This is a genomic window from Streptomyces sp. NPDC057939 (assembly GCF_042887545.1).
GTDB lineage: Bacteria > Actinomycetota > Actinomycetes > Streptomycetales > Streptomycetaceae > Streptomyces.
In genome coordinates, this window is sequence record NZ_JBHVPG010000010.1 from 90,569 (window position 1) to 115,016 (window position 24,448).

Sequence of the window (24,448 nt, forward strand, 5' to 3'; positions counted from 1 at the left end):
CGATCCGGATCCACCAGCGACGTAGCAGGAGCGGCGGGTGACTGCGCAGCCCGTTTACGGCGGAGAGGTAGCGCAGTCGTAGGGGCTCGGCCCTACGTTCATCGAGGCGGTGCGTCAGGGCGCGGATCGTGGCGGAACGTCCGCACCGGCGGGCCGCGATCGTGTCGCAGACCAGCTCGCTCCACCAGCCCAGGACACTGCGAGCGGCGAGAGGACCGCGATCGTCACTGCGGCGTACCGGAGGGGCAGCAGGCCCGCGTAGATCGGCTGCGCGAATTCGCCGATCGCGGCGACTACGCCTACTACGCCGATATCGCTCACGACATGGCCGGCCTGCCCGTGCACGCTCCCGTCCCAGCATTTGGCTAGACGGCCCGGACGTTGTTCGGACCCGGTGGCGGGAACTCGTGAGGAACGGCAGACCCGCATCAGCGAGCACCGGTGACAGTGCACGGCGGCGGACAAGAGCATCCAACACACCTGAGCGCAGCCGTTGAGCGCCGGTTTCGCAGGTCAGGGCTACGACACCAGGTCTGTTGGTGTTGCGCCGGCGTGCCCGCTGGCCGGTAGCGAACGCCTCGACAACTCACGAGTGGGCCCGTTGGCCTTCAGTGATACCGGAGGCGCGGAATGCGAACAATGTTCCGCCCAGGAAAGTCCTCTGCACCAACCACGGTGCACTCCCCGTCGATGGTGATGGCCAGGCTGTCCATGTCACGAAGCGGGCCGAGATCGACCGTCGCGCTGGGGCTAGCTGGCCAAAGTCGAAGGCATTGCAGATTTGGGAAAATTTGACGCACGCGAACAACCTCTACATCGCCCTGGACCGGACCCAGTGAGAGCTGATTGACTTGCGGCATCGGCGGCATCTCTTGGAGCAACGAGACGGCATCGGGGTTCATTAGAATGAGTTCTTTCAAGTTTGGCAATTTGGCGACTTCTGAGACCCCTGAAATTCCTCCGAGCAACGTCAATCGCGCCAGGTTGCGCCAACGCATTACCCCTTCAAGAGTAAGTGTGGCGCAAGCGATAACACCTAAGCCTAGCTCAGCGGCCTTCGGAGTCAGAGGTAGCTTGCCCAGATCGCCTTGTATCGGTAGGTCGAAGTGGAACCGAGATAGAGCGGAGAGCTTGCTCAGTACCGATAGATCCATAAATTTAGCATGGCGCAGATTGAGACTGGTCAGATTTGACAGCTCTGCAATTGGATCAAAGGATGAAACTTCCAAGCATGAAGACAAGTGAAAGTGTGTTAGGTTCGGCTGGGATCGAACGAATTTAAGATCATTGACCTTTTGGTTGGAATCTAATGCTAGAAGGCTCAAGTTCAAGTGCCCTAGAGAGGTTTCGATTTCTTCGGTTCCGAAGTCTCCCCGTAGAGTCAAATATGAAGGGCGGAGGTTGGATACTTCGCGCAAATGGTCTGCTGACTGAACGATCAGTGGGGCCGGCACTGGCAGGTGCGACAAGATTTCTTGGGCATATTGCTGCGCATCGAAATTTACCCAGCTTTCGGCAAGTTCCCACGCGGCAGCTTCGAAGTGGCGAAACTTTTTCAGCACCGTGAGTGCCGAATCTCCGCCAATGAGTGCCGCTGTCAGGATCGCGGCTGTCATCTCATCGTTCTGGAGTGCATCAGGTTCGGGGAGCAAACCCAGGATGACGGGCCCGATTGCAGATAGTTCTGCTGCCTCCTTGGGGCTACGCGGCGGCATGAAGGCTGCGGCTCGTCTCTCGACTTCCTCCCGTATCGCTGGGTCGACTTCGATGGCGTGGTCAAGGCACGCCATGGCAAGCAGGTGGAGTCGAGCTCGTTGCTTAGGGGCGCGATCGCCTCGGGCGATCAGCCGACGCAGCAGTGAAACACGTTCGTCGGGTCGGGCGTGCGCGACGGACATCTGTAGAACGTCTTCCCATTGATCCTCGTGGGCGTGTCGTACCAGCAGAGGAAGGTCTCGGGCTTCGACAGCTGCTTTCGCTCCGAGGTAGTCCTGGAATGTTCGGTGTACGAAGTCGATGGTGTCTACGGCTGGAGCGCGGAGCAGACCGGAACGCGCCAAGAGATGGCACAACACTCCTGCCGCGTCGCTTTGAGAACTGACGTGAGGCATGGCAGGGAGAGCATCTTCGATGATCCCGACAGCCGTTTCGTGGTCCATTTCCGACTGGCCGTTGCGGATCAGCCAGTAAGCCAATTTTTGCAGAAACTGCACGCTTTGACGTTCGGTGAGCACGATTCCTTCGGGAGCCGTAATATCACGTTCCCGGTCTCGGCGAACCATGAGCATGGAGAGGGCCGCCTCGTACAGTTCCATCCTGCCGTTCGGGAGATGTCCACCGCGATCTCGGTGGAGTGCGCACACGAGGGCGCACAGTAGTGGCGTGGTTGTCAGCCGGGCCAGATCCCGCTCGGAGCGTACGGTGTCCTTCAAAGATGCTTCCAAGGCACTTAGCCGAGCGTATTCCTCGGGCGTGGACGATCCGGCGGCTGCCGCGACGTGCCATCGGGTGATGAACACAGCCACGTCCCTGGCGCTCATCGGGCGGACCGTTAGTTCGGAGAACCCATCGCCGTCAAGCCACCCCTCGGCCACGGCGGAGGGACGAGTCGTTAGGACGTAGGAAGAATTGGGATAGGCAGCCACAAGGTCGCGCAGCCACGCCAGAGCCAGCGCGCGCTGCTCCTCCGGAACCTCATCCAGCCCGTCGATCAGGAGAAGCGCCCTGCCCCCGGCTAAGACACCGTCCGCCCATCCTGGGGGCTGTGCGTCGGCCAAAGGACAGCCGAGTGAGCCGAGGATCTGCTGCGGGCTGGGCAACTTTCCTTGCCGAACCATGGAGCGCAACGGCAGAAAGAACGGAAGGCAGCCCTCCAAGTGGGAGAGACCGCCCGGTAGCTTCCCGGTGGCTGTTGCCAGGGCGAGCCACTGCAGCAGGGTGGTCTTGCCTCCGCCGGCCAACCCGCGGACCAGAACGCGCCGCTTGCCTGCCAGAGCCTGCTCCGCTCGGTACGTTCGCTGCTCCAGAACAGAGTCGCGAATTGTTCCTCCATCCCGTGCACTCCGGGGGATGGACGTAGCGAACTCCAGGCTGAGGTAAGCGGCGTCCAGGGGCCACCGGGCACGGTCCGGACGGGATAGATCCAGGCCGACAATCGACAACTGTCCGTGTCGGTGTTCGACAAAGCGCCGGTACCGATGCTCGAACGGCCCTTCTTCTGAGTTCTGGGCCGACCAGACAGAAGCGCTGGCGGGCTGCTCATTGGGCAGAGCGGCCCGGCGCATCTGCAACAGCGGACGAGCGTCTGCTCCTAGAGCTCCGGCAAGTGCAACGACAGTGGACTCACTCGGCACCGTGGCCCCGTTCAACGCCCGGCTTACCGTCGTATGCCCAAGCCCAGCCTTCAGCTCAAGACCCGCCATCGACAGCCGGCGCTCGGCACGCAACTGACGAAGACGCTCCTTGAGCTCGGCAAGCTCCCTACTCATCGCTGCCCCTCACCCAAGTACCCGGACGTACATCTTCGTTCGGTTGAACGCCGGTGTACGTCGATCACCGCATGGTCCTCCAAACCGAAGCCGTACCTCTACGGAATGGAAGAAACTATGCGTCCTTCGATTGCAGCGATCACTGTGCTCGCCTTCATCCTCCTCATCTCCACAACGATCGCCTGCCTGGCCGCTGCCCTCACCGGCGTGCTGGCTCGCATCGACGGTGCAACCCTCCCTGCGTCCCTCCTCCGCGCGGGGGTCGCGTTCGGCGGCACATTGACCCTGATGACCGGTCTACTGGGGGTCGGGCTCGCCGTCATCAGGTAGCTCCGCAGGCCGGACAGCCTGTGAGCCCGCGAACCTGCCGCAGCTCGGTACGGTGGCGACGAACCTTGGCCAGACCGGACGCGAAGTTCCTTTCACAGTGCTTCACCGGGGCGCCGGCCAGGTCGCAGATCATGGGGTGAGGTCCAGGATCCGTACTGGCTGGCCTTCCCAGCGCTTCGGCAGGGTGGTGGCCACGATCGCGCCATCGGGCCGGTCCGCGGTGGGCTGTGCCGCCTGCTGACTGTGGGCAGCCGCCCACGTCTCCTGCTGCGCCACCGCGAGCGCGGCAGGCAGGTCCAGGTCGAGGACGGTGATGCCGGGCAGGGCGGCCAAGTGCTCGGCGGTGCCGGGGCGGGCCCGGTCGGCTTCCACGAGGGCGCACGACGGGGCGTAGAGGAACCAGCCGCTCTCGGCGTGCGCACGATGGATCAGCCGGGAGGCCAACACATTGCCCGCCCCGGCCGCCGCCATCGCCGTCTCGTCCAGCACGATGTGCATCGCTTCACTCACGGGCGCTGCACCCGCGCGAGGCGTCGGTCCAGCTCGTCGTCGAGCTCGCTCTGCTCGGCGGCCGTCGGCGCGTACCCGTTCCAGGCCCGCAACGCGGCCTGCGCCTTCTCCGCCCGCTCGGCGCGCTCGGCCGGCGTCAGCATCGTCTCGGCCAGCCGAGACAGGTACGCGCGCAGGGACAGCCCCTCGGCGGCCGCGATCGCGGCCAGGCGGTCCTTGGCTTCCTCGGGGATTCTCACGTTGGCATCGGACATCGTGGTGCTCCTTCCCATCCCCTCAGGGTACGGGTACGTACCCGTACCCGGGAGTCGGTGCTGTGCGGATCTCACCGACATCCACGGAGCCGCCAGACGTGCCAGCCGAGCCACAGGCAGGACGGCACCGTGAAGTGCCCGTCCGTCGCCGGCCCCCTCGTGCACGGGGCCGGCAGAACGAACCTGTCCACGCGGACCTGACTGCAGATGACCAAGGTGCGCCGCAGGACCCAGGACTGATGCATCGGCCGGAAGGCCCGCAGGCAGCGGGCCTCGCCGCTGATCTTCTCGTCGATGTGGGCGAGGGCGAACTCCAGTCAGCGGCGTTTGACCAGGAGCTGGTGTCGGGCCGGCAGCGGCGATACGAGCGGGTCCGACATGGCTGGCTATGCCGCCTGGGTCACGTCATCGGATCCCGCCGGGCTGGCCTGCTTCTTGAGCTGCATGCGGGCGTCCACCAGGTGCTCGCGCGGGACACTCGCCCAGTGGGGGTGGCCGGCGACTGCGGTCGACAGCTCTCGGAGCTCGGCTCGGATCCGCTCGACCGTCTCCTTCTGCTCGTCGGTCCAGCCGGGGCTGTCGGGCACGTCACCGCGGTGGGAAAACCGCTCGCCCCGCTTCCAGCCGGCCATGGGCTCCACACTCCAGGGCAGGTCGGCCAGGTAGGCGCGGTGTTCCGCATGAGCGCGGTGGAGACGGTCCTGGAGCTGGAGGAGATCGTCGGGGAAGGAGGGCTCGGCGTCGGTCACTCCGACATCGTAAACCTGTTCGATTTCTGTGGGGAAGTCGCCGCCTCGAGGCGTCACCTGTTCGGGCTCCGGCTCGCCGGTGCCGACTCCGGCAGCGGCCGAGGATATGGGCGCGACCGGCACCTCGGTGTGTTCGAACGGCGGAGTCTCCTGTCCGAAGGGCCTCACAGGAGGCGACGTCTCGGGGAACGTCCGCTGCGGCGGGACCGACGCGATTGGTACGGGCGCTCCTCCAGGAACCGGATCGGCCGGAGTCGCTGTGGGACGGCACGTGGGTCGGTTCGGGCTCGACTTCGATCGCGCATCGTCTTGCTGAGGCGGAGGCAGCGTAAGGACGCCCTCCTGGAGTTCGGTGAGCCGGTCGCGATCCTCGTCCGTGACCCAGAACTTGTCGATCTTGGTGCCCCTGCGGTACTCAACGGGGACGATCGTTCCGGCCGCCGTCCGGCGCACGAGGTCGTCGAACAGGACGTCCCGCGGCTTGGGAGTGGCGTGCGGCTTGCCGCATCGGCGGACCCCGTCCGGGCACGGATAGAGGGCCCGCAGGTCGCAGACCCAGAAGTCCATGGCTCGGTAGCCGGAGATGACACGAAGGTCGCCGATCTTCGCGATGACGTGGGCGGGTAGGTCGTTGCTCCGAGTCCACTGCGTGTCGCTGCGGCGCGCGTAGTCGGACCGGTCGGTGTGCCAGGCCGGAATGATGCCCTGCTTCGCTGCCTTCGCCGCGCGGGCTTTCACACTGGCAGGGCCGTCGGCGCCGGCCGAGGACAGCTGGACCTCCCACCCGATGCGCCTCCCGCCCTCCCCCTCGATCAGGGTGTCGGTCTGGATCCAACTGCGACCGACTGGCGTGCGCACCTCGCAGTCGCCATGAAAGCCACCCGCCGCGGCCGCGCGCAGGATCCGTTCCTGATAAGCCTTGTGCTCATCGCTCATCGGCGCCCTGTGGCGCTCCTCGTCCTCCTTACGCTCATGAACGGCTTCGCGACGGCCGTTGGCCTGCTGCCGTAAATACATCCAGGCGACTACGCCGGATTCCCTGCAGATGCCCCCGCACTGCAGCTCCCTCTCGGAGACCGGAACGTTGCGCTGGGCCAGGATCCGGTCCGTCCGGTAGAGATGGCCCCACAGGTCATCGATCGTGTCCTGCCCAAGGTTTTCCTGCTTGAGATCAAGAAGCATCCTGAGCTTGGTGTGCCAGACGATGTTGGCCACGGCATGCCCTCCCCCTGACGGCGAACCCTGCTTCCACGGTAGGCCGCGACACTGACAATCGAATAGAGCGCGGTCACGCCCGACCGGCCACCCGGCTATCCGGCAAGCTCAGTGCTGACTGTTGCTGGGGAACGGCAGCGTTGCAGAGCAACACTGTGGCAACAGCCAATACGGCACGTTCTTGACCAGCAGAGATGCCCTGCCAGCACGAGATCAGGCGGACGCAACAGGGGCGGTTGCAGCCTCAGTTTCCCGATCACGTACTGCAACATCCCGTGAGGCGGCCATTCTGGTCCTCCCCACTCGCGCTTCGCTGAGTGGGCACCACATCCCGATTCTTCGGAACGGGTTGGCTGAATGGAGATCTTGATGGACCGCCCCTTGCTGTCACTGAGGTCGACCCTGGTGTTTCTGCTGGCCCTCCTCGCCGGAACCGTGGCAGGTGGGCTGACCGCTATCGCAGGCGAGACCACCCCACGCAGTCTCCTCGTGGGCCTTGCCGTGACGGGCTTGGCAGTGCCCTTCTTCAACCGGCTCATCGACACCGAGGCCACTGCCATTCAGCCGACTTCTCCCGCCGACATCACGGGCTCGGCCGACAGGAAGAGCAATGGGTGAACTGCGGCCCCTGGGCGACGATCTCAACGAGCCCTCCCGGGCCCTGGCAGAGGCTCTGCGCGAATTGTTCGAAGGACTACGGGTATCCGTCCGCCGGTACGCGGCGCGCCGGCAACGCGACCCGGGAACCTTCTCCCGCTACCTCAACGGCACGCGGTTACCTCCCTGGCAGGTGATCAGCGACCTCTTCGCCGACGTCGCCGAGCACCGTGGAACGGCGGTGACCACCGAAGCCATCGAATTCGTGCGGGGCCTGTACGGATCCGCCGTAGACGCCGCCTCATCCCCCAAGCACGCGGTGGAAATCCTCGAGCAGCAGCTCGCCGACGCGGACCGCGTATCCCGGCGCTCCAGTGTCCGCGGCGACGTACTGGGCGACGCGCTTCTGGACCGAACAGAGCGCATCGCCGACCTCGAAACGCGCCTCAACCAGCTCGAGGCCGACCGCATCGCTGAGCGGCGCCGGGCAGACGAACTCGCGGCAGCCCACCCCGACATCTCCGGCCTCCTCCAGGAGCGCAACGCGCTACGGATGGAGGTCGAGCGGCTCGGAGCAGACCTCAGGGAAGCGCAAGCCCAACGTGCCGCTGCCGATGACCGCTGCAACCTACTCGAACGACAGCTCAACGCCGTCGAAGCGGAAACAGTCCCGGAGCAGCCCGCCCTGGCACAGGCCATGCCCAAGATCCTCATCGTTGACGATCAGCCGAACAACCTGCTCGCCATGACCGCCGTTCTCGCGACGCTCGACCAGGAACTCGTCACGGTCTCATCCGGGCGTGAAGCTCTCAAGGCGCTCCTCGACTACGACGACTTCGCCGTCATCATCCTGGACGTGCAGATGCCAGAGATGGATGGCTACGAAACCTGCGGCCACATCAAGCGCCGCCCCAGGAACCGGGACATCCCGATCATCTTCCTGACTGCAATGGGAGTCGACTCCGAACACTCCGCCCGCGGATATGCGGCCGGCGCGGTCGACTACATCAGCAAGCCATTCGACCCGTGGGCCCTTCGCGCGAAGGTTGCCGTGTTCACATCCATCTACCTTGAGCGAAAGGGACAGTAGGCGACCACACCGACCGGCGAGACAACACCTGACTCCGCACTCGCGGACGACTTCGCGGTCCGCCTCCGCAGCCCGGCCGTCACGGACCTCCTCCGGCTCAGGGAACCGCGACGCGGTCCTGGTTTGTTATGAGCTGGTGGTCGGTGGCCACTCGCCAGCTCGCGAACCAGTCGGACATAGCCCCCTTCTCTGGGCCGGCCCGAGATGAGGTTCAGCTGACAGTGCTCGGACACGCCCGCGTTGCGTCTGCCCCATGTGTGATCGTTTCTGCGGTGATTGGGGGCGGCCGTGCGGGTGAGTCGGAGCCGCAGCGGCTGTGCACCGGGTCTCGGCGCCGCTACAACCCAGGGCGTGATCAAGAACCTGTTGAAGCGTGGTCTGCCGGCGCTCGCGTTCACCGCCCTGCCCCTTCTCGCCACGGCACCCGCCGCGCACGCGGCCCACGGCCCGACATCCGTCCCCGCTGCGTTCGTTTTCGCTGGGGCTCCCGCAGTCCGTGCGCCATTGCCGTTGTTCGAGGCGATCGACCGGATCGCGGTCGCCGATGAGCAGCGCGAGGGCTACAAGCGGGACCTGTACAAGCACTGGAACCGCGGGTTGAACGCCACTGACGGCTGTGACACCCGCCGCGAGGTCATCTTGTCGGAAGCCGTTGAGGCTCCGCAGGTCGCTGCGGGCTGCAAGATGTCGGGCGGGACGTGGCTGAGCCCTTACGACGACGTCGTCGTGACGGACGCCGCGGGCCTTGATGTAGACCACTTTGTACCCTTGGCCGAAGTCCACGACTCGGGTGGCTTCGCGTGGAACGCGGCCCGTCGCGAGACGTACGCGAACGACCAGGCGTCCCCGCTGACTCTGATCGCAGTCACCGCCAAGTCGAATCGGTCCAAGGCCGACAAGGATCCGGCGCAGTGGCTTCCCCCGGCCGGTGGCTACCACTGCGAGTACGCCGCCCAGTGGACCGCGACGAAGCTGCGCTGGAACCTCGCCGCCGACGACGCCGAGCGCCAAGCCCTGCTCGGGGTCGCGGAGGACTGCCCGAACACCACCGTCGTCTACGAGGCCGCCCCCTGACTCTTCAGAACACCAGATGGCCCGGTTACGCCGTGGCTGGGCCGTCCCAGAATGTAGTCCCTTTGCCCTGTCGAGCCTGCCGACACGCCATCCCCGCGACGCTGCGGCCGTCCTCGTTGCCATGCTGCAGCTCGGCCGGGGCTGCAGCTGGCCACCCCGGGGGGGATCGCCGCCTGGGCGCGGCCCGCAGCACAATGCGGCCCCCGGGCTTCCAGCGGAATCCGGGGGCCGAGACGGTCCGGTCGTACTGCCCCAGGGCGCTCTGGGCACCGGCCCTGACCCGCGCACCCATGTCGGCGCGGACTAAGAACTCCTAACGAAATCAAGGGATCGGGCAGGCGCTTGTGTACCGTTCGGAGGGGGTTCGATCCATCGCAGCAAAACTGGAGGGAGGGCGTATGACACCCGCGGATGAGATCAGCAAGGCTGTGGAATCTGTACAGGGAGGTGACCCGCGTGTCTCGCCGGAGCTCCGTAGCCCGTTGGCCGCGATGCTTGGGCAGGCGGCGGACGCGCTGAGGGGTGTGGACGTGGACGCCGGCGAGCCGGTCCTCGTACTGGCCCGCGAGATCAATCGGGGGCCCGCAGCCGGGTTTCTACCGCAATGAGTTCAGCCGTCTCCAACAGATAAGTGCGCATGCCAGGGTGAGGAAGGCTTCGTGGATGTCGTCGCGGATCTCCCAGCGGATCCGTAGGCGGCGGAACCAGTGCAGGTGGGCGAACGCGCGCTCGACAACCCAGCGGTGAGTGCCCAACCCTGAGCCGTGCTCGGTGCCTCGCCGGGCGACCAGCGGCTTCACCCCGAGCCTCCACACCAGGCGACGGTACTTGTCGTGGTCGTACCCGCGGTCAGCCAGAACGACGTCCGGTCGGCGCCGTGGTCGGCCGCGCTTGTCCCGCACGGGCGGCACGGCTTCGAGGAGTGGTATCAGCTGGGTGACATCGTTACGGTTGCCGCCGGTCAGAGTGACGGCGAGCGGGATGCCGGTGGCGTCGGTGATCAGGTGATGCTTGCTGCCCACCCTGCCCCGATCCACAGGGCTTCGTCCCGTCTTGGGGCCCCCTTTAACGCGCGGATGTGGGAGCCATCGACCGCTGCCTGCGAGAAGTCCAGGGCGTCCGCGCTGCGGAGCTTGGCAAGAACAACCTCATGCAGCCGGGTCCATACCCCGGCCTCGGTCCACTCGGCCAGGCGCCGCCAGCACGTCATCCCCGAACCGAAGCCGAGCTCTTGTGGCAGGTGTTCCCAGGCGATCCCGGTATGCAACACCAACAGAATGCCCTGGAACACCAGCCGGTCCGGATGTCGCTTCCGCCCGGGATGGCGGGCTCTGCGTTCCACCCTCGGCAGCAGCGGTTCGATCACCGCCCACAGCTCACCATCAACATGCCACGGCTTCGGTCGAGCCATCCCACACCCCCGGATCGTCAGTCCTGCAGTGATCCAACCACCTCGAACATCATTTCGTTAGGAGTTCTAAAGCGAGCCTATCCGCACGCGCGTCTCCCTGGCGTCAGCGTTCGGGAGCGTGGATGCGCGAGAGGCGCAGGTCGAGCAGCGGGGCTCGGCGGCGGGCTTCGGCTTGGGCGCGGCGACTTCTGTGTGGGGGTATGCCGTGGTCGGTCGGGTCGCCTGCGAGCAGGCGGGTGGTGAGCTGCTGGATGTTGCGGTTCAAGGTGATGGCGAGGCGGGGGCGTTCGCGGTTTCGGATCGCGGCGAGGGTTTGGGTGCTGGTCTCGAGTTGGCCGGCCAGGAAGCTCGTGGGCCATCCGTGTTCGGCAAGGTCCTGCAGGTGGGTGGCTGCCCGGCCGGCGTCGGTGAGGCCGGGAATCAGGTGTTCGCGTCGGGATGCGGTGTTGAGTGGGATGCCGAGGATGGCTTCCGCGGTGGTGCGGTGGATGCGGGTCGGTTGTGCTTCGGCCGGGCGGAGCAGGCGCCGGACGAGTGTGACGGCGACTCCGGATATTTCGGCGATGTCCGATGCGGAGAGGCCCGATCTCTGTAGATGGCGGGCTCTCGCGGCAGCGGCATCTGCTGGGATGCGGGCGGGTCGGCCCGCCTGGAGTTCGCTGGTGCGCCGGGCTCGGTCCCGGCGGGCTGCGGCTTTGCACTCCGGTCGCGGGCAGCCGTAGTCGGCGCAGGTGGGACTGCCGTGCCTGACCCGCGAGCGGAGCGGCTGCTTGCGGGTCAGGCCCGTGGTCACGGAACTGATCTCCGCAGACGCCGGAGGAGGTGTCGAATCCATACTCGCTTGATTGTGCCCGCCTACCGCCCCGCTGCTGCCAGTCGGGCTGTCGCATCGTCCTCCCCTGCCCGTTGCGGTGGCCCTCGAACGAGTTGACAGGGCGCTCACCAATGTCCGACGTCGCCTCCGGTGCAGCTATCGATCTTGCCGCGGCCGCCTTGGTGCGCGGGGCGCCCGCCTCCTGTTCCACCGGTTGGGGCGCCTCCGGCTGCGGGACGGGTGAGCCGCTGTTCACCGGGTAGGCGCGCCGAACAGCAGCGCGCAACCAGGGAGGGGTCCTTCGTGGCGGCTCGGTTCGCGGTCCGGCACCAGCACGGCCAGGGCGACGGCCTCGACTCCGACAAGCCAAATGTCGATGCCCCTATCCAGGTTGACGCCCGGCTCCGATTGGGGTCCCTGACCCGGCGCTGCGCAGCGATATGAACGGCGGCCATCGTGCCCGTCCGGACGAAGGATGCGGAAGGTGAAGAGCGGATGAGCGCCATTGGACAACACCCGGAGCACGGCAGTGCTTCGGAATCGGTGGGCGAGCTCGTTTCACGGGCGTCGCAGCAGATTTCGGAGCTGGTCCGTGAGGAGATGCGGCTGGCCCGGGCGGAGATGACCGAGAAGGGCAAGCGCTTCGGCGTGGGCGGCGGCCTGTTCGGTGGGGCCGGCCTGATCGGCTTCCTGGCAGCCCAGGCATTGGTCGGCGCCGTGATCGCAGCCCTCGCCCTGCTCCTCCCGATCTGGGCCTCAGCTTTGATCATTGCCGCCCTGCTGGCGGCCGTCGCCGCCGCAATGGCCGCGGCCGGGAAGAAGCAGATCACCAAAGCCGGTGCCCCCGCACCGCAGCAGACCATCGACAGCGTCAAGGCCGACGTAGCCGAGATCAAGGAGGCAGCACACCGATGAGCACCCCTTTCCAGGGCGACAACGAAGCCACGCCCACTCCCGAGGAGCTGCGCAAGCAGGTCGAGAACACCCGCGAGCAGCTCGGCCGGACCGTGAAAGCGTCTGCGGGCAGGGCCGACGTCAAGGCGCAGGCGGCCAAGGAGAAGGCGGCACAGATCACGGGTCAGGCGGCCGAGAAGGCCGCCCTGGTGAGTGATCAGATCCGGGAGAAGGCGACGCAGGCCACCCAGGTCGTCAGGGACCAGACGCCCGATCCGGTCCTGGACAAGGCTGCACAGGCCGCGACGCAGGTTCGCGAGACCGCGGCCCGGGCGGGGCAGTTCGTCGCTGAGTCGACACCGGACCAGGTCCGCGAGAAGGCCGAGACGGCTGCGACCATGGCGAAGGCCAACCGCACTCCCCTGCTCGCCGCCGCTGCTGCGTTCGTCGTCGTCCTCCTTGTGCGGCGCAGCCGTAGGCGCCGGTGAAAGCATCCAAGATCACCTAGGGGCCAGTCGGTCGGGAGGTCCTGATCGTCACGATCCTGCAAGGTGCGATCTTCGCTGTCGCCAAGGCCGCGTCGGCCGGTCAGCGCCGCCACCATACGGCGCTGACCGGCCGGCACCTGGCCTGGCTTAGCCATCCGTGGGCGGCGCGGGTCTCGCCCTGGAAGACCCGCGCCGCACGCTGCAGTCCGTGAACAGCCGAGAGCAAGGGAGGAAGCCGTGGCCGCCCACCATGCGCTGCATGCAGCCGCCGCTGTCACCACCGTGGCGCTACTCGCCCGCTGGTGGATCACCCGGGCGGCCCGTGACGCACACGGTGCCAGTGCGGCCAGGGCACCCTGGCGTCGCACAGCTCCCCCGCCCACCAGCGTGGACGCGGCCCACGACCGGCTGGCCGAGTTGCATGCTTCGTTCCTGGATCCGGCCCTGCGGGAAGCCGACGCCCACCTCGAGCAGTACTGGAACAAGCTCACCTCGCTGTACCCGCACCGCGACGCCGGGCGCCGCTCCAGCTAGCACTCGGCCGTGCTTCGTCGACTCGCACCGACCTGCGGGGCGTGACACCCGGGGTGGGTATCGCCCGCTGCTCTGGGCACACGAGATTCCATGCATGGACACCACGCGCGCCCCACGAGCACTGTGTTCGCCACGGCCCCCACAGCCCCGACATCGCCGTGCGGACACGCGGGCGCCAAGCACTCCCGCCGCGGCAGTATCACCGGTCGCCTGCGCCGCAGGCTCCTCACATACCGGGCGATCGATTTCCTCTCCACCCACATCCCGAACCACTCCGGGCCGGGCGAGGAATGCCTCCTGCTCGTCCACGTCCGCCAGGTCGTCGGCCAGGTCCGCTACCAGGTCTGTTCCGAATGCGCCCAGGGGGTCATCACCGCCCTCGTCATCCACGAGCGCTTCCGCGGCACCGGCCTGGGCAACCGAGCCCTTTCACACCTGCGCTCCCGCCACCCGGGCCTGGCCTGGCGCAGCAATCTGAGCATGCGCACCACACGTGACCTTCTACGCCGGATGAGCATCGGCCGCATCCCCGCTGACACGCCCTGCCCCCACGCCTCCCCGGTCACCGCCTGACCACACTGGTCAGCGGCCGACTGCGCTCAGCCCATTCCGCGCGTCGGCATCGAAACTTCAAGGATGACGAAGGCGAAGGGCTTTCGCAGCTTCATCCTGCGCGAAAACGTGGTCGACCTGGCCGCCGGCATCGTCATCGGGGCAGCCTTCACCGCCGTGGTGAACGGCTTCGTCGGCGTCTTCCTGACACCACTTGTCGGACTGGCCACCGGCGCCACCGGCAACATGAACCGCAAAACCTTCACCATGGGCGCCACCCAGTTCCCCTACGGCACATTCATCAACGCGGCCATCAGCTTCGTTCCCCTGGCCGGAGCCCTGTACTTCCTGGTCGTACTGCCCAACAACAAGCTGCACGAGCGCCTCGCCCCGCACCACAACGTCCAAGCACCCAAACGGGACTGCCCCAAACGCCTCAGCCCCGTCCCGGCACAGGCCAGGCGCTGCGCTCCCTGCACCATCCCCCCTGCCCGCCGTACCGGCCCAGGCAGGAGAGGTCACCCACCGCGCCAGGTAGCCGACTCGCCATAAAGCAGCACAAACCGGCCGGGCCTGATGCCTGACGGCGGCCAGAAACCCCGGGGCGCGCCAGGTCGGAGCCCGACGGAAACCGGCCCTCCCACCGCAGGACGGTGTGTCGATCACGCACCACCTCGTCGAGGGCGCGCGCACGGCTTCGGACCTCGCTGTTTGGTACCGATCGGTGGGGCAAACGGTCTGTGAGAGGTGATCGATGTGCCCAAGTGGGGCGACGTACACAGCAGAATCCTGGTGGCCGTCCAGGAACGAGCCATCTACTTCCAACGGGCGATACGCGCACCGGGGGAAGAACGGGACGCACTGCTCCTGGGTGCCAAGACGGTGATCGCGGCGATGGTCGCCTGGGTCCTGGCGCGTCATCTGTTGCCGCCGACGGTGTCCACCTTCGCCCCGTTCACCGCGCTGGTCGCCCTGCAGGCCACCGTGTACCGGTCGGTGCGGGACGCCGCTCAGTATCTCGTCGCGATGGCGGTGGGAGCGACACTGGCCGCCACGCTGGCAGCGATCTTGGGCATCCACGGATGGACCTTCGGACTTCTCACCCTGCTCGCGCTGTGTGTCGGCAAAATCCGGCGCCTCGGCCATCAGGGCACGCAGGTCGCCATCGTCGGCTTCTTCGCGTTCTCCTCCGGACAGGGACGGATCGACTACATCGGCCACCTGGCCGCCTCCGTGGCCCTCGGTGCTCTGTGTGGCCTCGCGGCTCACCTGATCCTCGCGCCCGCCCGGCACGTCCACCACCGTCAGCATGCCGTCGCCGAGCTCTACACCGGCATGGGGCAACGTCTGGACGGCATGGCCGAGGTGTTCGAAGCGGACGATCCCGATCCGGAGCGCGTCCGGCAGTGGCGCCGTGACTGGCGCAAACTCTCCGCCGATTGCGAACGGATCCGACACGGCATCGACAGCGAGATCGAGAACAGCCGTCTTCGCCCCCGCAGCGGCCCCGGCAATTCTGATGTGCTCCTACCGAGGGCTCGTGAAGCCCTTACCGTCGCCGAACGCTCCATCGACCACCTCCGATCCATGACACGCGCCCTCGACCACGCCCTGGACAGCGACGAATTCAACAACCTGCCCGCATCCTTCCGGACCGGCTTCAGCTCCCTGCTCCGGAAAAGTGCCGCGGCAACGCAGGAGATCGGCCACACATCCCCTACCGACACGCAGCAGCTCACCACCCTGGTCGACGACGCGGAAGGAGAACTCGACCGCGTGCAGCGGCACGAACGGGCACCGGCCCAGGCCCCACCCGAAATCCACACCTTGCAGGGCGCGCTCCTGACGGACGCGGGCCGCCTACTGGCCGACCTTCGCTCCGGCCACCACGCCCTCGCCTCCACGCCCTGACCCACGCGCCCCCCTACTGGAAGTCCCCGTCGCTCCGTTTCTCCCACAGACTCCGCAATGGCCGGACCGTATCCGGGATGCCAGTCCCCTGCCCCTGAACGGCGCCGCATTGCCCCCGGACCAGATGCCCCCGGCGATGAGGCAGCGGGTCAGGACAGGGAGGACGGCTTGCGGGGCGGGGGCACCTGGCGCAGCAGTTCCCACAGCGGGCGGGAGCCGGCGGCCCATTGGGCAAGGACGTGGCGGTCGACAAGGTGCAGACGCTGGTCCTTCGCGAATTCCACGGCGTTGCCGGTGATACGGCCGTTGGTCAGCATGACCAGGACATCCCCGCCGTGGATCTGGCGGCCGGTCCCGTTGAGAACGTGCAGGTCGGGTGTGCCGACCGGCTTACCGGCCCAACCGTCCTTCCGGTGCTTGCACTGGATGACCCAGCGCCGCCCGTACGGGTCGGTCGCCTTCACGTCGGCTCCGTTGTCACCGCGGCCGCCGACCTGCCGTGCGTCCTGGCAGCCGTCTCGATGCATGAGGTCGCGCACCGCGAACTCGAACTGCCGATGATGAAGCCGGTCCAACTGCTCGACCGCATAACGCAGCCCCTGCGCCCGAACCTGTTCCCAGCGAACGGTCTCAGCCCGACGCCACCACCAGGCCGCCGCCGCACAGACAGCGGCCACCGCGACGAACACCACGCCCCAGGGGTGCGCGGCCAGCCACCGCAACGCGCCCACCACCAGGCTGAAGACCACAACGGCCAGCAGACCGAACAGCAGCAGCTGCTCCAGGCCCGCGCCCTTGCGTCGCCCGGAACGCCGGCCGCGGCCGATTCGCCGCGCGGGCCGACGGGCACTCAACGGCCCGTCCCGGCAGTCGGGAACACGATCGGATAGGACACCGTCGGCTGAGGCCGTACCACCGGCTGATCCCAACCGGGCCACTTGATCGGATACACCGTCGACTGAGGCACCGGCTGCCCCTCACCCGCCGCGCCACCCATCGGCTTGCTGCCTAACACGAACACGGCCAACACGAACAAGCCAAGAAGCATCACCTGCCTGCCAGACCCTGCCGGGTTGCGCCAATGCTCGCGGACCTTGAACCCGTTGCGGATGTGCTCCCTGACGACCGGCATGCGGCCCCCCATCAGTCGGGTTGCGCCTCCCTGCACAACTGCCCCATGAAAGCACCTGACGCTGACACCACGTCACCCATTCGGACCTGTCAGTGATCAATGAGATCCGAGTTGCCCATGGGCAACCGGAAGTACGCCAAAGCGCCAATGCCCTCGCCTGCTCTTGACCGACCGATTACCCCTGAGCGTGAGGCTACTCAGCACGCTCGCCCCTCATGCGGCCGGTGGACACCACGTCGCAGCACCCGGAGTCGCCAGTGATCCGGGCCCAGGCCGGCCTGCTCGGCGGCCCGGGACCTTACGTCATCATCAGCCACGTACCAGCGGCGAAACCCCTTGCCTCTTTGGCTGGACTGGTTCGCGCTTCTATTGAGGGGCTGAGCGATACAGAGGGCCTTCATCTGTGCCGACCGACGTCGCGCTGAACATCCTGCTGGAACACCGCGGCGCAGCACCGGCAGGTCGGAAGCGCTCGCAGCCACCATGGCATTACCGACAACGACACCAAGATCACCTTCGGCGAACTCCTCGACTCCCTGGACGGCACACCCGCGACCACACAGGACCCTGCCTTCGCAATTCACACCGTTCGCACAGGGCGAGTTCAGCAGCCCTCGATCTCCGCGCCCCAATACGGTGTCCTCGCCGCCCCCGTCGCCCTGCGCGCGGCGGGGGCGGTCCCTATCGGGGATACAGGGCGGAAGAGGGACCGGGATGACGCAGGCCGCAGTAGGCGAGCTGGATGAACGAGTGCCGGGGCGTCGTTGGACGGTGCGCCTGGACGCCGCCGGCCGGGGCAGTACAGCGGTACGTGTCTCGTGCAGCCGGCCCGCCTGCTCCGAGCAGCGCTTTCCGTCCGCGGCCGCCGGCCGCGCGGCCGCGGTCGCCCACATCAAGGCCCACCTGCGCGCCGCCCCCGCCCCGAGAGCCACGGCGTACTGCGCGTGCCGGCTGGCGGACTGCCACACCCACCTACCCGACACCGGCCGTCCACGTACGGCACCCTGGCGGTGCGGTGGCCCCGTTGTTTTGGCCGTGGTCACCGACCGGGAAGGCCGCTGGTGGCAGGTCATGGAGTGCTGCTCCCGGTGCGCGGCCGCCACCCCCGGAGCGAAGACCGCGGCGACCTCCGTACCCACGGCCCCGGACCACCCGTCCTCGACCCCGGCCGCGACCCCGGCCGCGAGCGCGGCAACAAGCGTGGCAACGGGCGTGGACACGGCGGCCGGTGCGGGTGTGCCGCAGTTCTCCGACCACCAGGTCGCCGGCTCGGTCCCGCTTCCCCGCAACACGCCGGCGCGGCGCCGCCCACCACCGGCAAAGATCTCCCAGCGGATCATCCCCGACGATCTGCGGCCCACCGTCCTGCGGGACGAACTCATCGAACTCGGCAACCTCTTCCGCGCCTACCAGCAGCGCGACCAGCCCGACCTGGAGCTGCTCGCCGACCTCCAGGAACGCAAGGCCCGAGCCTTCACCACCTGGGCCGACATCACCGGCGAGGGCACCTTGCGCTGGGAGGCCCGACGGGCCGAGCGGGCCGCCGCCACCGCCCGTCTCCAGCACCAGCAGCGCATCAGCGGCATTACCGGCGGCGACGGCCCGGTCGTGAACCGGTTGTTGACCGTTCCCGGGCAGTGGGAGCACGCGCGCTCCGTCCTCGCCCACGTGGCCAACCACACCCCGCTGCCCGGCGCGGATGCACGGCTGCTGGTGCTGATGCTGACCCTGCGCACCGCGCACACCGGAACCGGCAACCTCGTCGGCCAGGACCTCACCGCGCTGGGCCTGACCGATCCGCAGGACCTGGTCGAGAAGCTGACCGATTGCGGCTGGCTGTCCCTCCCCTGCACGGCCGGCGACCTTCTCGCCTCCCGCCCGGAGAACGCCACCCCGATCACCGTCCCCTCCCTCGCGTCCGGTGAGGACGGGGCTGGCCCGTTCACGTTCGGCAAGAAGATGCGGCCCAAGCTCTCCGGCTGGGCCCAAAGGGTCGTCTCGGACAAGAAGCTCCGCAAAACCAAGGCCACCTCCGCCACCCGCCTGCTCGCCCTGACCCTGGCCACCCAGAGTTCGGCATCGGGACGTCTGGGTACCGGCGGCCACGGCGTCTTCCTGACCACTCTGGCTGCCATGGTCCCGGCCGGTGCCGGCGAGCTGGAGCGCCTGGTCGACCAGCTGACCGCAGCGGACTGGCTCACCAACGCCGCCCTCACCGACATCCATCTCACCGGACAGCTGACCGAACGCGTCCTCCCTCTCACCTGCCCCTGCCCGCCCTCCTCCGCAGCCAGCCCCTGATAGCCGCAGAAGGTGGCGAACCGCGCCGTCGGGGCCGGTTTTCGGTGGTGGCGGTCCAGGCGACTGTCCCTCGTCGTTCGACACCACCCATCCACCCTGATGCCGGTAGCCTTCGACTGACGCCCCCTCTACCGGCCCTCTGGGCGAACAGCACGGCCTGAGCGGCGTGATGCCTGGTCCCCTGGTCGCTCCCGACCATCGTCGGACGGACCGCAACCCCGTGGCGGCCGGCTTGCTGCAAGAGAGGCCTGCCTGACTACCCGATCCCCTGCGCGATACGGGGACATCCGGAGTCGCCCAGATGCACATCCTGGAGATGTTCGGAGAGGCCATGGGCTTGGCGTGTGGGGATTGGCAGTGAACGAGAACTTGTGAGGCACCCCTTTGGAGGTGGGCCGTGTTCAGCACCGTTCGTACCGTGATGACCTTCGCCGTGGACCCGGAGGCATCGGCCAGGTGGTGGGGTGAGCTCCTGGACGTCCCCGTGAAGCTGGACGTTGGTGACACCGGGGCTGTCTACGCCTGGGTGCAGATCGGTGGGGTCGAGGTCGGATTCCATCCGGTGGACGATGAGCGCAACCCCCGGGGCGGCAGCCCGGTCGTGTACTGGGGAGTGGACGACGTCGACCGAATCCGGGAGCGGCTGTTGGCGGCCGGCTGTGAGCACCACCGCGGCCCCCTGACCATCGAGCCCGGCCGCAGAATCGCCCAGCTGCGTGACCCGTTCGGCACGATCGTCGGCATCGAAGGACCATAGAATGCGGCGAACGCCCGACGCCCCCTCGGCCACTGCGGCCGACGGGGGCGGCGGGCGTTCAGCTGTCGAGGCCGTGCAGGCTTTCCAGGCCGGTGGCCGCCGCGTACGCGCGCAGAGCAGCTTTCAGCGTGCCGGTCGTCCAGCGTGCGCCGAACGCGGCAGTGGCTTGCAGATACAAGTCCAGCACCCGGGCCGACCTCGTGCCCGGCTTGTCGCAGGTCGGCGGGCAGAGTGACCACGTCGATCAGCCCGGCACGTCCGGGCGCACGCTCTCCACATCGAGCAGGACCACCTCCCCGCCCGGGCGTCTGCGCAGGTGCTCGGGCTAGAGGTCGAGGTGGCCCAGCGGCACCAACTGCGGTCCATAGGCGTCCAGGTGCGCGGCCAGCACCTCGCCGTACGCGGGCGGGTCCGTGATCCAGGCCGGGGCGGGCGCGCCGCTCAGAGCCGCGAGACTGAAGCTGGCCAAGGCCTCGGGGCCTCGCCGGGCAGCCGTAGCCAGGCCGTGTGGACGGCGGCGACCCGCCCGGCCAGCACGGCGGGCATCTCTGCCCCGGTCCAGTCGGCGGATTGCGCCAGGAACTCCAGCAGCGACAACGACTCCTTGCCCTCCGCGTGCAGCTGGGCGACCGGGGTGGTGCCGGCCAGTAGCGCGTACTCGAGCGTCTCCCCGGCGTAGGCGGCGGGGTCGGCGTGGAGCTTGAGCACCAGGATGACCAAGTAGGGCAGGCCCCAGTCATCTGAATGCTGCCAATAGCTGCACAACTGGTTTCAAGGCCGCCGCCCCAGGCGGACCATCTCGTCCCTGCGGCTACTACCACAAGTTGTGACCCCTCGAAGGGGCGATGAGGAGCCCGCGCCTGCGGACGCGGCCCCGACCTACCAATCCCGTTGCGACCCCTCGTAGGGGCGATGAGGACCGGCCATGGGCGAGGGCTCGACCCCAGCGGATCTGTTGTTGTGACCCCTTGCAGGGGCGATGAGGACACAGCAGCCGGCCCGGAAGCACCTCGACCAGCTCACGTTGCGACCCCTCGTAGGGGCGATGAGGACTGATGGGCATGGCCTTCAGGCACCCGACGGGCTACTAGTTGCGACCCCTCGTAGGGGCGATGAGGACACCCGCTCCTCGCCGTACTGGTCGACCCACTCGTGTTGCGACCCCTCGTAGGGGCGATGAGGACGCGCGACGGCGGACCCGTCGCCGACCTGGCCCATCGAGTTGCGACCCCTCGTAGGGGCGATGAGGACCGTCCGCGACGGAACTGGTCGCCGTGACGCTCCCGTCGTTGCGACCCCTCGTAGGGGCGATGAGGACAAGAGCGTGCTGGAGGAGGTGACGTGCCGTTTCGCAAGGTTGCGACCCCTCGTAGGGGCGATGAGGACCGTGGCCTCTCGACGCCGCACAGGCCCCTCGGAGTGTTGCGACCCCTCGTAGGGGCGATGAGGACCCGGCTACCGTCGGGCCATGACTGAGGCCTTGGGTCGGCAGTTGCGACCCCTCGTAGGGGCGATGAGGACACCGCGGGCCGCGACCTCCGCGTTCGCGCGGAGTGCGTTGCGACCCCTCGTAGGGGCGATGAGGACGGCTTCACGAGTTGTGAGACGCCCATCATCACCACGCGTTGCGACCCCTCGTAGGGGCGATGAGGACGCGCCCGTCAGCCCCGGCGCCACCTTCGCGGCGGAGGCGTTGCGACCCCTCGTAGGGGCGATGAGGACCGAGCAGTGCCGCCTCGACCGCCGCGGCTTCCAGCCGGTTGCGACCCCTCGTAGGGGCGATGAGGACCCCACCGTAAAGTCGCAGGTCACAGCGATGCTGGTGGGTATCGATGGCTGCCATTCTGCAGCAGACCTCCGGTGGTGTCGTCGGGCCCGGTGTGGCGCTGAAACCCGGCTTGTCGTCCCGGGAAGGGCTTGGGGGGTTTCGAGTCACAGGATGTCACTTGGGGCGGGTTCGGTTGTCCCCATGCGAGAGGTTGTGGCATGGCACCGGGCGGGAGCGTGTGGACGAGGACGTTGTCGTAGCTCAGGTCGATGATGGCTTCCACCGCGTGCTGAAGGAGGTGAAACTTGGCATGGCTGAGGTGACCTTCGAAGACACTTCGCTGTACGTGATGAAGGTACTGACGGCAGGTTCGTAGGATCCTTACCACGGCGCGTCATGCGGCCCTCGACCGCCCCGGCGATCTTCTTTGCAGCTTTCTTCGGGCGCTTCTTGGTGCCGATCCCGTGGACGGTGGCCTCTGTTTCTCCTTGGGTTTCCCGAGCCTTCTGTACGGACGCCTTCAGGGTGGCCATCACGCCGATCAGCGGGGCTGGCGACTCAGGGGCCTGGGTGGGCTCTCTGTGGGCCTTGGTCGCGAGGAGTTCCTCCATAACGTCGCGGTAGTGGTCGCGGATGCCGTCGAGGGCGTCGGTGGTCATCGCATTGGTAAGGGCGACCGTGGCCTGGACTCATCCTCGGTGACGTTCCTGTGGGACGGGAACGTCGGCCTCACGGCTTTCATCCGGCCATCGGAGGCCCTCTCATGCCGGCCGTTCAGAGCCCGGTGACACTCTCTTCCGCCCCATCAGATTGGTCCGTCTGCTGCCCGGGAGGAAACTCGTTCCACCCTTCCGCGGTGGGATCCGCGTGGAGACCGGCAGAGCTGTCCGGGGCGGCTGCCGCAGTCGGGGCAGTCCACGGACAAGACCTCTTGGGTGTCAGGCGGGACCGGAGTTCTCTGGGGGCGCCGTGCGCTGGCCCGGCGCGCCAGGATGTGCCGCAGCCGCTCAGGGTGCGGTTGCGCGCGAGTTCTCTTTTTGCCGGTGCGGTCGTCGTTGTAGCAGTCCTTGCCCACGACAGCGAAGCAGCGGGGGCAGGGCTCCTTCAGCCAGAACCTGCGCGCCACCTGCTCCCGCGCCGGCGGCTGCTTCGCCCGCGGCTTCTCCTCGGGTGTGCCGCTGCCCTGTTCGGAAAGTTCCCCCTGGGGACCGGTGAGGCCTGCCCGCACCTTCCATGCGGTGATCCGCTGGACCTCGTCGGTCTTGAGGAGATCACCGGCCTCGGTGGCGCACCGGGCCATTCTCTCCACGATCTTGCGGGTTCCCGGTCCCGGGGAGCGCCGTTCGAGGCGGCCGAACCCCGCGAGCCGCTCCAGATACTTTCGGGCCTGCTTCGCTGAAGCCCTGGCTCTCACCTCTTGCTTCTGCTTCGCGTCGAGAACGAGCAGGTCCGCGCCGCAGGCAGCAAGGTGGGCGGCGGCCGCCTCCACGATGCGGGTCTCCTGCGCCGTCCGTCCGTGGCCGGCTGTCGCGTTGGCCTGGACGAGAAGCTGACGGATCCGTCGGACCTGCGCGCGGGGAACCGCTTCCCCGAGCTCGTGAAACAGCTTTCGACGGACGTCGGCCTGCCCACCAAGCCAGCTCCGGGCGTCCTCAATGACTTCGGAGAGCCGACCGTCGTCGGGGTTCTCCGCAAGCAGAGCGGCCATCTCATCGCACAGTCGGCTCACCACGACCGTCGATCCCACCTTGCGGGCGTCGGCCAGGCGCCGGAGAAGGCCCAGGGCCCGCACCGGGGCGGCTACCGCGGTTTCGGTGCGGGCAGCTGCCCAAGGAGCCGATGGACGGGTGGTCCGGGACCGTACGATCTGCTCTACAGCCGGAGTCGACAGACCCCGAACGGTCATCGAGCACTCCTCCAGGGCGAACCACTGGGTAGGCCGCGCAAACGCTTCGGTACCGATCCGGACCCGCCTACCGGTGCCCTCACTGTCCAGCCTGATCCGGTGGACGTACCAGCGACGGATCAGAGTGTCCCGATCGACCGGCACGGACACCCCGAGCACCGGCTCGTGGCCCTCCTCGTCCCACACCGGCTCCACCGACGTGTCCAAGTGCACACGCAGCCCGCGCTCCCGGAACGCGATATCGACAACCGACCCGATACCCACCCCCTGCGGCCGGGCAAAGTCGAAGCGGACCAGATCCTCCTGAAATCCGGAGCCGCGCAGCCACGCGGAGGCGGCCGCCTTCACATACAGATGGTCGGCGCTCGCCACCCCCCGCGCGCTACGCCCGCAGTGCGGCATACCGTCCGCTGCCGGGTGGTGGGCGAAGTGGCAGACCCGGTCGGTGTAGAGCTTCGTCGTCACCTGAGAACCGCACCCGCCGAGGAGGGTCCCGCACCAGAACGTGTCGTGCTCGTGCCGTTGGCGGAAGGCGTCCACCTCGATCGCTTCCAGGGGAAGTATCAGCGGCTCCTCCGAATCCGCACCCCCCAGAACCGCCGTCTGAATCTGCCTCCGGTCACCCCGCACGAACCCCACCCTCCGACCCAACCAGCCCTACCATCAGCCATGT

Annotated in this window: 25 protein-coding genes and 1 CRISPR repeat array; of the genes, 12 read left to right on the forward strand and 13 right to left on the reverse strand. The window is 67.6% G+C overall.

What is annotated here, in order from left to right; all coding sequences use genetic code 11:
- Nucleotides 1-608: 608 nt before the first annotated feature.
- Nucleotides 609-3,488, reverse strand: coding sequence for an NACHT domain-containing protein (locus ACFVS6_RS14220; RefSeq protein ID WP_389703667.1), 2,880 nt, complete (start codon nt 3,486-3,488; stop codon nt 609-611).
- A 117-nt stretch (nt 3,489-3,605) separates the two neighbouring features.
- Between ACFVS6_RS14220 and ACFVS6_RS14225 the strand changes: the two genes are divergently transcribed.
- Complete coding sequence (locus ACFVS6_RS14225; protein WP_389703669.1) at nt 3,606-3,818, forward strand: hypothetical protein; 213 nt, start codon at nt 3,606-3,608, stop codon at nt 3,816-3,818.
- A gap of 129 nt (nt 3,819-3,947) precedes the next feature.
- Here ACFVS6_RS14225 and ACFVS6_RS14230 read toward each other — a convergent pair whose 3' ends face one another.
- The 3 genes from ACFVS6_RS14230 to ACFVS6_RS14240 form a co-directional block, all read right to left on the reverse strand.
- Nucleotides 3,948-4,328, reverse strand: a complete 381-nt coding sequence (locus ACFVS6_RS14230; protein ID WP_389703671.1) for a hypothetical protein — start codon at nt 4,326-4,328, stop codon at nt 3,948-3,950.
- Nucleotides 4,325-4,582, reverse strand: coding sequence for a hypothetical protein (locus ACFVS6_RS14235; RefSeq protein WP_389703673.1), 258 nt, complete (start codon nt 4,580-4,582; stop codon nt 4,325-4,327). Before ACFVS6_RS14235 ends, ACFVS6_RS14230 begins: the two co-directional genes overlap by 4 nt.
- Nucleotides 4,583-4,968: 386 nt before the next feature.
- The gene (locus ACFVS6_RS14240) at nt 4,969-6,546 is read right to left on the reverse strand and encodes a hypothetical protein (RefSeq protein ID WP_389703675.1); all 1,578 of its coding nucleotides are present in this window, start codon (nt 6,544-6,546) and stop codon (nt 4,969-4,971) included.
- A 357-nt stretch (nt 6,547-6,903) separates the two neighbouring features.
- On the opposite strand from ACFVS6_RS14240, the gene ACFVS6_RS14245 reads away from it, so the two are divergent.
- The 3 genes from ACFVS6_RS14245 (at nt 6,904) to ACFVS6_RS14255 (ending at nt 9,307) form a co-directional block, all read left to right on the forward strand.
- The gene (locus tag ACFVS6_RS14245) at nt 6,904-7,164 is read left to right on the forward strand and encodes a hypothetical protein (RefSeq protein WP_389703676.1); all 261 of its coding nucleotides are present in this window, start codon (nt 6,904-6,906) and stop codon (nt 7,162-7,164) included.
- Nucleotides 7,157-8,233 (forward strand): response regulator, encoded by a 1,077-nt coding sequence (locus ACFVS6_RS14250; protein WP_389703678.1) that lies wholly within the window; start codon nt 7,157-7,159, stop codon nt 8,231-8,233. Before ACFVS6_RS14245 ends, ACFVS6_RS14250 begins: the two co-directional genes overlap by 8 nt.
- Nucleotides 8,234-8,584: 351 nt before the next feature.
- Nucleotides 8,585-9,307: an HNH endonuclease family protein gene (locus ACFVS6_RS14255; protein WP_389703679.1), complete on the forward strand. Its 723-nt coding sequence runs from the start codon at nt 8,585-8,587 to the stop codon at nt 9,305-9,307.
- A 596-nt stretch (nt 9,308-9,903) separates the two neighbouring features.
- Here the strand turns inward: ACFVS6_RS14255 and ACFVS6_RS14260 are convergent.
- Nucleotides 9,904-10,718 (reverse strand): IS5 family transposase gene (locus ACFVS6_RS14260; protein ID WP_389703681.1). Its coding sequence is split into 2 segments (ribosomal slippage): nt 9,904-10,389 and nt 10,392-10,718, totalling 813 coding nucleotides; the frame shifts between segments, so codons are not numbered across the junction.
- A 103-nt stretch (nt 10,719-10,821) separates the two neighbouring features.
- A complete protein-coding gene (locus tag ACFVS6_RS14265) occupies nt 10,822-11,511 on the reverse strand; it encodes a hypothetical protein (RefSeq protein WP_389703683.1) in 690 nt (229 codons plus the stop codon).
- A 516-nt stretch (nt 11,512-12,027) separates the two neighbouring features.
- On the opposite strand from ACFVS6_RS14265, the gene ACFVS6_RS14270 reads away from it, so the two are divergent.
- The 6 genes from ACFVS6_RS14270 to ACFVS6_RS14295 all read left to right on the forward strand — a co-directional run bounded on the left by ACFVS6_RS14270 (nt 12,028) and on the right by ACFVS6_RS14295 (nt 15,911).
- Nucleotides 12,028-12,447, forward strand: a complete 420-nt coding sequence (locus tag ACFVS6_RS14270) for a phage holin family protein (protein ID WP_389703685.1) — start codon at nt 12,028-12,030, stop codon at nt 12,445-12,447.
- Nucleotides 12,444-12,914 carry a DUF3618 domain-containing protein gene (locus ACFVS6_RS14275; protein ID WP_389703687.1) on the forward strand — a complete coding sequence of 157 codons (471 nt, stop codon included), beginning with the start codon at nt 12,444-12,446 and terminating at the stop codon, nt 12,912-12,914. The genes ACFVS6_RS14270 and ACFVS6_RS14275 overlap by 4 nt, the downstream gene beginning before the upstream one ends.
- 237 nt (nt 12,915-13,151) lie before the next feature.
- Entirely contained in the window at nt 13,152-13,448 is a 297-nt protein-coding gene (locus ACFVS6_RS14280; RefSeq protein WP_389703688.1) for a hypothetical protein, read from the forward strand.
- A 90-nt stretch (nt 13,449-13,538) separates the two neighbouring features.
- Nucleotides 13,539-14,021: a GNAT family N-acetyltransferase gene (locus ACFVS6_RS14285; RefSeq protein WP_389703690.1), complete on the forward strand. Its 483-nt coding sequence runs from the start codon at nt 13,539-13,541 to the stop codon at nt 14,019-14,021.
- Nucleotides 14,022-14,084: 63 nt separating this feature from the next.
- Nucleotides 14,085-14,552, forward strand: a complete 468-nt coding sequence (locus ACFVS6_RS14290) for an MscL family protein (RefSeq protein ID WP_389703692.1) — start codon at nt 14,085-14,087, stop codon at nt 14,550-14,552.
- A 330-nt stretch (nt 14,553-14,882) separates the two neighbouring features.
- Entirely contained in the window at nt 14,883-15,911 is a 1,029-nt protein-coding gene (locus tag ACFVS6_RS14295) for an aromatic acid exporter family protein (protein ID WP_389703693.1), read from the forward strand.
- A gap of 149 nt (nt 15,912-16,060) precedes the next feature.
- Here ACFVS6_RS14295 and ACFVS6_RS14300 read toward each other — a convergent pair whose 3' ends face one another.
- On the reverse strand, nt 16,061-16,765 hold the full coding sequence (locus ACFVS6_RS14300; protein WP_389703695.1) for a restriction endonuclease: 705 nt from the start codon (nt 16,763-16,765) through the stop codon (nt 16,061-16,063).
- Nucleotides 16,762-17,043, reverse strand: a complete 282-nt coding sequence (locus tag ACFVS6_RS14305) for a hypothetical protein (RefSeq protein ID WP_389703697.1) — start codon at nt 17,041-17,043, stop codon at nt 16,762-16,764. The genes ACFVS6_RS14300 and ACFVS6_RS14305 overlap by 4 nt, the downstream gene beginning before the upstream one ends.
- Before the next feature lie 714 nt (nt 17,044-17,757).
- On the opposite strand from ACFVS6_RS14305, the gene ACFVS6_RS14310 reads away from it, so the two are divergent.
- Nucleotides 17,758-19,344 (forward strand): hypothetical protein, encoded by a 1,587-nt coding sequence (locus ACFVS6_RS14310; RefSeq protein ID WP_389703699.1) that lies wholly within the window; start codon nt 17,758-17,760, stop codon nt 19,342-19,344.
- Between the two features lie 397 nt (nt 19,345-19,741).
- Nucleotides 19,742-20,101 carry a VOC family protein gene (locus ACFVS6_RS14315; protein WP_389703701.1) on the forward strand — a complete coding sequence of 120 codons (360 nt, stop codon included), beginning with the start codon at nt 19,742-19,744 and terminating at the stop codon, nt 20,099-20,101.
- Nucleotides 20,102-20,159: 58 nt separating this feature from the next.
- Here ACFVS6_RS14315 and ACFVS6_RS14320 read toward each other — a convergent pair whose 3' ends face one another.
- From ACFVS6_RS14320 to ACFVS6_RS14340, 5 genes are all read right to left on the reverse strand, one after another.
- Nucleotides 20,160-20,288: a hypothetical protein gene (locus tag ACFVS6_RS14320; protein ID WP_389703703.1), complete on the reverse strand. Its 129-nt coding sequence runs from the start codon at nt 20,286-20,288 to the stop codon at nt 20,160-20,162.
- Between the two features lie 138 nt (nt 20,289-20,426).
- A complete protein-coding gene (locus ACFVS6_RS14325; protein ID WP_389703705.1) occupies nt 20,427-20,570 on the reverse strand; it encodes a hypothetical protein in 144 nt (47 codons plus the stop codon).
- Nucleotides 20,543-20,809, reverse strand: a complete 267-nt coding sequence (locus tag ACFVS6_RS14330) for a hypothetical protein (protein WP_389703706.1) — start codon at nt 20,807-20,809, stop codon at nt 20,543-20,545. The genes ACFVS6_RS14325 and ACFVS6_RS14330 overlap by 28 nt, the downstream gene beginning before the upstream one ends.
- A gap of 115 nt (nt 20,810-20,924) precedes the next feature.
- A CRISPR array of direct repeats spans nt 20,925-21,890; the repeat unit is 30 nt; unit sequence GTTGCGACCCCTCGTAGGGGCGATGAGGAC.
- A 19-nt stretch (nt 21,891-21,909) separates the two neighbouring features.
- Entirely contained in the window at nt 21,910-22,257 is a 348-nt protein-coding gene (locus ACFVS6_RS14335) for a CRISPR-associated endonuclease Cas2 (protein WP_389703708.1), read from the reverse strand.
- Between the two features lie 417 nt (nt 22,258-22,674).
- A complete protein-coding gene (locus ACFVS6_RS14340) occupies nt 22,675-24,414 on the reverse strand; it encodes a hypothetical protein (RefSeq protein ID WP_389703710.1) in 1,740 nt (579 codons plus the stop codon).
- Nucleotides 24,415-24,448: the final 34 nt, after the last annotated feature.